Source organism: Shigella sp. SIG3, assembly GCF_053555855.1.
The window spans coordinates 1-7857 of record NZ_JBQZXE010000148.1 but is presented as its reverse complement, the minus strand read 5'-3'; the positions used below and the strand labels follow the sequence as shown (position 1 = coordinate 7857).

The window sequence follows — 7857 nt, the reverse complement described above, 5'->3', positions numbered from 1 at the left end:
GATTTGCTATCTATTATTTCTCATATGTTATCGGTGATGCGGATTTGTTCCCCTATTATCTGTCGTATGCGGGAGCTGCTAACCTGGTGACGTTAGTATTCTTCCCACGCTTAGTTAAATCATTATCCCGACGCATTTTATGGGCCGGAGCATCTATTCTTCCGGTGTTAAGCTGTGGTGTTCTCCTGTTAATGGCATTAATGAGCTATCACAACGTCGTCCTCATTGTGATTGCGGGTATTTTGCTGAATGTGGGAACGGCGCTTTTCTGGGTATTACAGGTCATCATGGTGGCAGATACCGTTGATTACGGTGAATATAAACTGCACGTACGCTGTGAAAGCATCGCTTACTCCGTGCAGACTATGGTGGTGAAGGGCGGTTCAGCCTTTGCGGCTTTTTTCATTGCGGTTGTGTTAGGGATGATTGGCTATGTACCGAATGTTGAACAGTCTACGCAAGCCCTATTAGGTATGCAGTTTATTATGATTGCTCTACCGACTCTGTTTTTCATGGTAACGCTGATTCTCTACTTCCGTTTCTATCGCCTCAATGGCGACACGCTGCGCAGGATCCAGATTCATCTGCTGGATAAATATCGCAAAGTACCGCCCGAGCCTGTTCATGCTGATATTCCGGTCGGTGCAGTGAGTGATGTGAAAGCCTGACGTGGACAATAGCTAACGAAAATGGCCTGATGCGATATGTTTATCAGGCCACGTCTTAATGTAATGCTTTGGATTTGCAAATTTTGTAGACCGGATAAGGAATTCACGCCGCATCCGGCATCAACAAAGTGCACGTTGTTATCCGGTTATCAAGCCATAGCGCCGTAGCTGGCGGCAATGAAAGCGAGCGAGCAATATCACTGTCGTTAATGCGCCAAGCAGCGCGCAGAACATATCGGATTGCGTGTCCCACTGGTCGCCCTGGGTACCGAGAAAATCATCCGCTCCCTGGCCCATCGCCAGTGCCGCCCACCACTCGATTAATTCATACATCGCGCTTATCGCCAGCGCCACGCAACAGACCAGAAACGCCACCATTTTACGTCCGCGCACGTACATCCCGCGAACGAGAATTTCTCGTGCCACCAGTGCAGGCACCAGCCCCTGGAAAAAGTGCCCCAGCTTGTCATACGGATTACGACTCAACCCCAGCCATTCCTGCACCTCAAAACCAACGGGGACTTTCGCGTAGGTGTACTGCCCGCCTACCATCAGGATGATGGCGTGAAAGAAGATGAGCGTATAGAGCAGCAGCGTTAACGGGTAACGTCTGGCGGTGGCAAGTAGTAGCGGCACGACGATAATCACCGGTGTCACTTCCAGCAGCCAGGTGAGTTTGTCATGGGCCGAAATGCCGGTATAAATCAGGATTAACGTTAGCGCCAGTGCGCCGGTGTTAAGAATTAACGGCTTGAGTGTGCGGGTCATGGTGAGTTCGCAAGTCAGGGAAAATACTGACTATTCACCAGCAAGCATGAAATTACAATCGCAAAAGAGGTGGCCCAGCACCTGGCAGCATGCTGCCAGGTGCTGGGCCGAAGAGGTTACTTAGTGCAGTTCGCGCACTGTTTGTTGACGATTTGCTGGAAGAAGTCGTTACCTTTGTCATCGACCAGGATAAACGCCGGGAAATCTTCTACTTCAATTTTCCAGATAGCTTCCATACCCAGCTCCGGATAAGCGACGCATTCCAGATGCTTGATGCTCTGCTGCGCCAGTACCGCCGCCGGACCGCCGATGCTACCGAGGTAGAAGCCGCCGTGTTTATGACACGCGTCGGTAACCTGCTGGCTGCGGTTGCCTTTCGCCAGCATGATCATGCTGCCGCCGTGGGATTGCAGCAGATCCACATAGGAGTCCATACGACCTGCGGTGGTTGGGCCAAGTGAACCTGATGGATAACCGGCAGGGGTTTTCGCCGGACCCGCGTAGTAGATCGGGTGATCTTTGATGTACTGCGGAAGTTCTTTACCGGCGTCAATCAGCTCTTTCAGCTTGGCGTGTGCAATATCTCGACCCACAATAATGGTGCCAGTGAGCGACAAACGAGTGGAAACCGGATATTGCGAAAGCTGGGCGAGGATCTCTTTCATCGGGCGGTTAAGGTCGACCTTCACCGCTTCGCCTTCACCGGCCTGACGCAGTTCTTGTGGAATGTACTGACCTAGATTGTGTTCCAGTTTTTCGATCCAGATACCTTCGCGGTTGATTTTCGCTTTAATGTTACGGTCAGCGGAGCAGGAGACGCCCATGCCTACCGGGCAGGATGCGCCGTGACGTGGCAGACGGATAACGCGAATGTCGTGCGCGAAGTATTTACCGCCAAACTGCGCGCCAAGACCGAGTTTCTGGGCCTCTTCCAGCAGTTCCTGTTCCAGCTGGACATCGCGGAACGCCTGACCATGTTCGTTCCCTTCCGTCGGCAGTTCATCGTAATAGTGAGCGCTTGCTAATTTGACGGTTTTCAGGTTGGTTTCCGCAGACGTACCGCCAATCACAAACGCGATATGGTACGGCGGGCAGGCTGCAGTACCGAGGGTACGCATTTTCTCGACGAGGAAGTTTTTCAGTTTGCCGGGAGTCAGCAGGGCTTTGGTTTCCTGGTAGAGATACGTTTTGTTGGCAGAGCCGCCGCCTTTCGCAACGCAAAGGAATTTGTACTCATCGCCATCTACCGCGTACAGGTCGATTTGCGCAGGCAGGTTAGTGCCGGTGTTGACCTCTTTGTACATGTCCAGCGCCGCGTTTTGCGAGTAGCGCAGGTTATCTTCGATATAGGTGTTATAGACGCCTTTCGACAGCGCTTCTTCATCACCGCCACCGGTCCACACGCGCTGGCCTTTTTTACCGACGATGACCGCGGTGCCGGTATCCTGGCAGGTCGGCAGCACGCCTTTGGCGGCGATTTCGGAGTTTCTTAAGAATTGCAGTGCCACGTACTTGTCGTTTTCGCTGGCTTCTGGATCGTGAAGAATAGCCGCAACCTGTTTCTGGTGTGCCGGACGGAGCATGAAAGAAGCGTCGTGAAAGGCTTGCTGCGCCAGCAGGGTCAGGGCTTCTGGTTCCACTTTCAGGATGGTTTCGCCGTCGAAGTCGGCAACGCTAACGTAATCGGAAGTGAGTAGATAGTATTCGGTATTGTCTTTCCCCATCGGGAAAGGTGCCTGGTAGATAAAGGGTTTGTTTGACATAGCTTCCAGCCTGTAACTCTGTATTTGTTATTCGAAAATGGCGTGCCGCGTAGTCACGGGCGGCACGCAAAGTGCATTTATAAGAACCCGTACATCGCGGCGAAGATCCAGCCGAAGACGCACGATACGCTCACACCAATCAACCCCGGCAGAATAAAACTGTGGTTGATGACGAAGCGACCGATGTGGGTGGTGCCGGAACGGTCAAACTGAATCGCTGCCAGATCGCTCGGATAAGTCGGCAGGATGTAATAACCGTAGCAAGCCGGTGCTGAAGCCACGATGTATGCCGGATCAACGCCGATCGCCAGCGCGACCGGAACAATCGCCGCCAGCGCCGCAGCCTGAGAGTTTACAAACTTGGAAACCAGCAGCAGAACAATGGCATACGCCCACGGATACTCTTTCACCATTTCACCCAGTACGCCCTGAATTTCAGACATATGCGCACCGAACATGGTTTCTGCCATCCATGCGATACCGTACACCGCCACGATGGCGATCATACCGGAACGGAAGACTTCGTTTTTTGAGATAGACGCGGGATTGGTTTTGGTCAGGATAATAATCAGCGCCCCGGTCAGCAGCATAAACATCTGAATAACCAGTACCATCGACAGCGGTTTGCCGCCGAAGGATGGACGCAGGTCCGAATCAGCACCAAGAAGGGCGACTACAGCGATTGCCCCGAGGAAAATCCACATTGCCAGCCAGTTGCTTTTCGGCAGTTTTTTATCCAGCAGCGTCGCGGTATCACCGTAAACATACTCACGGTTTTCCGGTACGGAGATGAATTTCTGGAACTCTTCGTCTTTATCCAGATCTTTACCGCGGAACCAGCTGAAGATACCGATCGCCAGGATACCGATTAACGTCGATGGAATGGTGATTGCCAGCAGATCGAGGAACTCAAGATGGCGACCATCAAAGGTTACATTACCCAGCATCGCAACCAGAGACACGACCGCAACCGACACCGGACTGGCGATAATCCCCATCTGTGCACCGATAGAACTTGCCGCCATCGGACGTTCCGGACGGATGTTGTTCTTAATGGCGACGTCGTAGATGATCGGCAGAATGGTGTAAACCACATGACCCGTACCGCAAAGAATGGTCAGTGTACAGGTCACAAACGGCGCGACAATTGAGACATATTTCGGGTTGCGGCGCAGCAGCTTCTCGGCAATTTGCAGCATGACATCAAGACCGCCCGAAGCTTGCAAGGTCGCCGATGCCGCCACCACCGCAATGATAACCAGCATGACATCAACTGGTGGTTTACCTAGCTGAAGGTGGAAGACGAAGACCAGAATGACCAGACCGATACCGCCTAATAAACCCAGCGCGATACCACCCTTTCTGGCACCATAAAACAGACATATTAGTATTATGATAAGTTGGATAGTAAATAACATGTGTGAACCCTCGCGATAATCCTATTTAAATTTTTGCTGAATAGATCACAGTCACGTTCTGTTTTGTATGAACTGTTTTCAGAGCCTGACTAAATATCCGTTTGGTCGTTACCGGCTTTAGCAAATACCTCACAGTGAATATTGGCTGATTAAAGCAGCGGCAAATTTATGCACTGTGATAAGCGGCTTTTTCAGAGAGAAAAACTCTCTGGCGATGGGTTTATAGTTTGTACTGCGCAGATGTTAATGTTTTGTTTGCTGTTATCTTATTGATATTTATCGGTCTATTTTTTGTTCTCAGGGCAGATATCATTAGGTTTATAGATTAATCTGATCTACCCATTTGTGGGTAAAAATACACATAATGCGGGTGACATAATAGTTAATTAACTTTTGTTATCGTTTTGAAATTAAAAACACCGTTCATCTGAAGAGATATTAATTTTTAACGATGATGGAGGGATAATTATATTTGATCTGGCACAAGTTTTACTGATTAACGATGTAACTTGTGCCAGGGGTATTTTGCATTACGGTAATAATTATTACTTACAGATAACCAGCGATCCGTTATTGGCAATATTGTTTCAGCAGTGAGTAGTGTTCTGCCTGAATACGGTAACGGTAAACCGGACGCCCCGTGACGCCATAATGGATACTGGTGAACAAGATGTGGCAGTTGACCAGCCAGATGAGGTATTTTCGGCAGGAAACACGCGAGATGTTAACCTCGTTAGCCAGCTCGTCGGTTGAAAAGTCATAGTCCTGATGCGCGTCAATCCACTGGCACAGCGTGCGTAACGTCTGCGGCGTTAAGCCTTTTGGCAAGCGACGAGGATCCTGTTCGTTGGAGCTGCTGCCGTGGATTAGCTGATCAAGCTCGGCCTGGTCATAATACTGATGTTTTTCCAGCGCCATTTTCTTTTGCCGCCAGCCGGTGAGCGCCTCTTCAAAGCGGGAAGCCTGGAAGGGTTTGATCAGGTAATCCACGACACCGTAATGCAGCGAATCTTTAATGGTTGCCGCATCGGCTGCGGAGGAGATGACAATCACATCACTTTTGCAACGCGCGTTATGCAGGACAGGCAGTAAATCGAGCCCGTTCTCTTTTTGCATATAGATATCGAGCAATATCAGGTCGATAGGCGCATCGCTATTGAAGATAATCTCTTTGGCTTTCTCCAGCGTCGAGGCTGTTCCACAGCATTGAAAGCCTGGGATTTGTGCTACGTATCGGCGATTCAGCTCCGCGACCATTGCGTCGTCATCGATAATTAATACATTGATCATCTGTTCGACCTCTCCCCGTCCCAGGGTATCTGGACAAAAAATTGTGTGAAAATCCCCGGTTCCGATTCCACGGCGATGCTGCCGCCGAGATTTTCTACCTGTTGTTTGACAAGTGCTAAACCGACGCCTCGCTCGCTTCCTTTTGTCGAGACACCTTTGTCAAAAATGTGATCGATTTTGTCGGGTGCGATCCCCGGTCCATCATCGTTAACTTCGCAGTGCAGCCAGCCGTGACGGTAGTGCAATGTTACGCTAATTTCGCCACCGGGTTCCGGCCCTAATGCTTCCAGCGCGTTTTCTATCAGATTTCCCAATGTGGTAATCAGCGTCGCGACCTGGTCCTCACTGCCGCTGTCTGGCAGCTGGCTTTCACTGTTTAAAATCAGCGTATGGCCTAAATCGGTCGCGCGGTTAATCTTGCTGATTAAAAAACCAGCGATAACCGGAGATTTGATCTTACCCAGCAGAGAGCCAATCTCTTCCTGATAGTTATTGGCTGTTTTGAGAATGTAATCTTCCAACTGCTTATAACTCTTCAGATGCAATAATCCGAGAATCACATGCAATTTATTCATAAATTCGTGGGATCGTTCACGAAGTGCGTCAGCATAGTTGACCAGACCGTCGAGTCGCTGCATCAGTTTACGAACTTCAGTTTTGTCCCTGAAGGTTGAAATGGCACCGATGATAACGCCATTACTGCGCACCGGAACGGTGTTGATCAGTAATAGCCGGTCTTTAATCGTAATCTCTTCGTCGCGGCGCGGCGTACCGTCGCGTAACACTTCCGAGACATCTACCACCTGTGACCATGAGTGGCTGAGCGTCGACAGTTTCTCATCGTCCTGCGACTTACGGTAATTCAGCAATTCTTGTGCGGCATCGTTGATCAGCGTGACCTCGCCGCGATCGTCCACGGCAACGACGCCTTCTTTGATAGACTGCAACATGGCCTGGCGTTGCTCAAACAGCGTGGAGATTTCGTAGGGTTCCAGGCCGAAAAGGATTTTTTTCAGTACCTTAACCAGAATGCAGGTGCCAATCAGTCCGACCAGCATGCCAAATAATACCGACCAGATAATGCTCCAGCGACTGTCATTGATCTGTTGGGTCACGCGGCTTAACTCAAGGCCGATCGCCACCACGCCAATTTGTTTATGATTTTCATCGTAGATGGGGGTAAATACGCGTAAAGCCTGCGCCAGAAAACCGCGATTGATAGCGACATTTTCTTCGCCATTCAGCGCATTAAGGATGTCATCACCTTTAAATGGCTGACCAATACGCTGGGCTTCAGGATGTGAGTAGCGAAGACTTTGCATATCGGTAACGACAATAAACAGCAGATCGTTGCGTTTGCGCACGGCTTCCGCGATGGCCTGGATGCCACTCTCCTGCGGTTTTTTCTGCAAGCCCTGACGGATTTCCGGCGAGTCGGCGAGGGTACGCGCCACTGCCAGTGCCTTGTTGGCCAGCCCGTCTCGCGTCATATCACTGATTTGCGAGAAGTAAATCAGATGCACCACCAATAGCACCGAGAACAGTACCGCGCTGACCATTAAGATCACAGTGGTACTCAATTTCATCGGACGTTTGCGTAATATGTGGTAGGGCAATGAATGTCTCATCAGCTTCCTTGTGTGACAAATTTCTTAAGCATTATCTCTGATGAGGCGGGTAATTCAAAGGGAGTAAAAATGATTGGCTATATAGGGGAAGAGACTCTGGCAACGGAAACTGCCAGTGCTGTATGAAGATTCCGGGGCTATGCTTATAGCGATAATCATACTGATGAGAGAGGGAAGGTCATGGATCAGGCGCTACTGGACGGGGGTTATCGCTGTTATACCGGCGAAAAGATCGATGTCTATTTCAACACTGCGATATGTCAGCATTCTGGCAATTGCGTACGTGGCAACGGCAAGTTATTTAATCTCAAACGAAAGTCGT

6 protein-coding genes and 1 pseudogene are annotated in these 7857 nt (G+C 50.1%); 2 read left to right on the top strand and 5 right to left on the bottom strand.

The window, feature by feature from the left end:
• Nucleotides 1-668, top strand: a 668-nt coding sequence (locus ACUU1I_RS18365; RefSeq protein WP_181679967.1) for an MFS transporter, incomplete at its 5' end; no start/stop codon positions are given.
• A 138-nt stretch (nucleotides 669-806) separates the two neighbouring features.
• Here the strand turns inward: ACUU1I_RS18365 and ACUU1I_RS18360 are convergent.
• The 5 genes from ACUU1I_RS18360 to ACUU1I_RS18340 all read right to left on the bottom strand — a co-directional run bounded on the left by ACUU1I_RS18360 (nucleotide 807) and on the right by ACUU1I_RS18340 (nucleotide 7535).
• Nucleotides 807-1436: a DUF2238 domain-containing protein gene (locus ACUU1I_RS18360; RefSeq protein WP_000198728.1), complete on the bottom strand. Its 630-nt coding sequence runs from the start codon at nucleotides 1434-1436 to the stop codon at nucleotides 807-809.
• Between the two features lie 116 nt (nucleotides 1437-1552).
• Nucleotides 1553-3199: a class I fumarate hydratase gene (gene fumB, locus ACUU1I_RS18355; protein WP_000066708.1), complete on the bottom strand. Its 1647-nt coding sequence runs from the start codon at nucleotides 3197-3199 to the stop codon at nucleotides 1553-1555.
• A 77-nt stretch (nucleotides 3200-3276) separates the two neighbouring features.
• On the bottom strand, nucleotides 3277-4617 hold the full coding sequence (dcuB, locus tag ACUU1I_RS18350; RefSeq protein WP_000899511.1) for an anaerobic C4-dicarboxylate transporter DcuB: 1341 nt from the start codon (nucleotides 4615-4617) through the stop codon (nucleotides 3277-3279).
• Between the two features lie 570 nt (nucleotides 4618-5187).
• Nucleotides 5188-5907, bottom strand: a complete 720-nt coding sequence (gene dcuR, locus ACUU1I_RS18345; protein ID WP_000611280.1) for a two-component system response regulator DcuR — start codon at nucleotides 5905-5907, stop codon at nucleotides 5188-5190.
• Nucleotides 5904-7535 (bottom strand): sensor histidine kinase, encoded by a 1632-nt coding sequence (locus ACUU1I_RS18340; RefSeq protein WP_001216446.1) that lies wholly within the window; start codon nucleotides 7533-7535, stop codon nucleotides 5904-5906. The genes dcuR and ACUU1I_RS18340 overlap by 4 nt, the downstream gene beginning before the upstream one ends.
• Before the next feature lie 180 nt (nucleotides 7536-7715).
• Between ACUU1I_RS18340 and yjdI the strand changes: the two are divergent.
• A pseudogene (gene yjdI, locus ACUU1I_RS18335) lies at nucleotides 7716-7857 on the top strand (4Fe-4S mono-cluster protein YjdI); the annotation flags it as partial.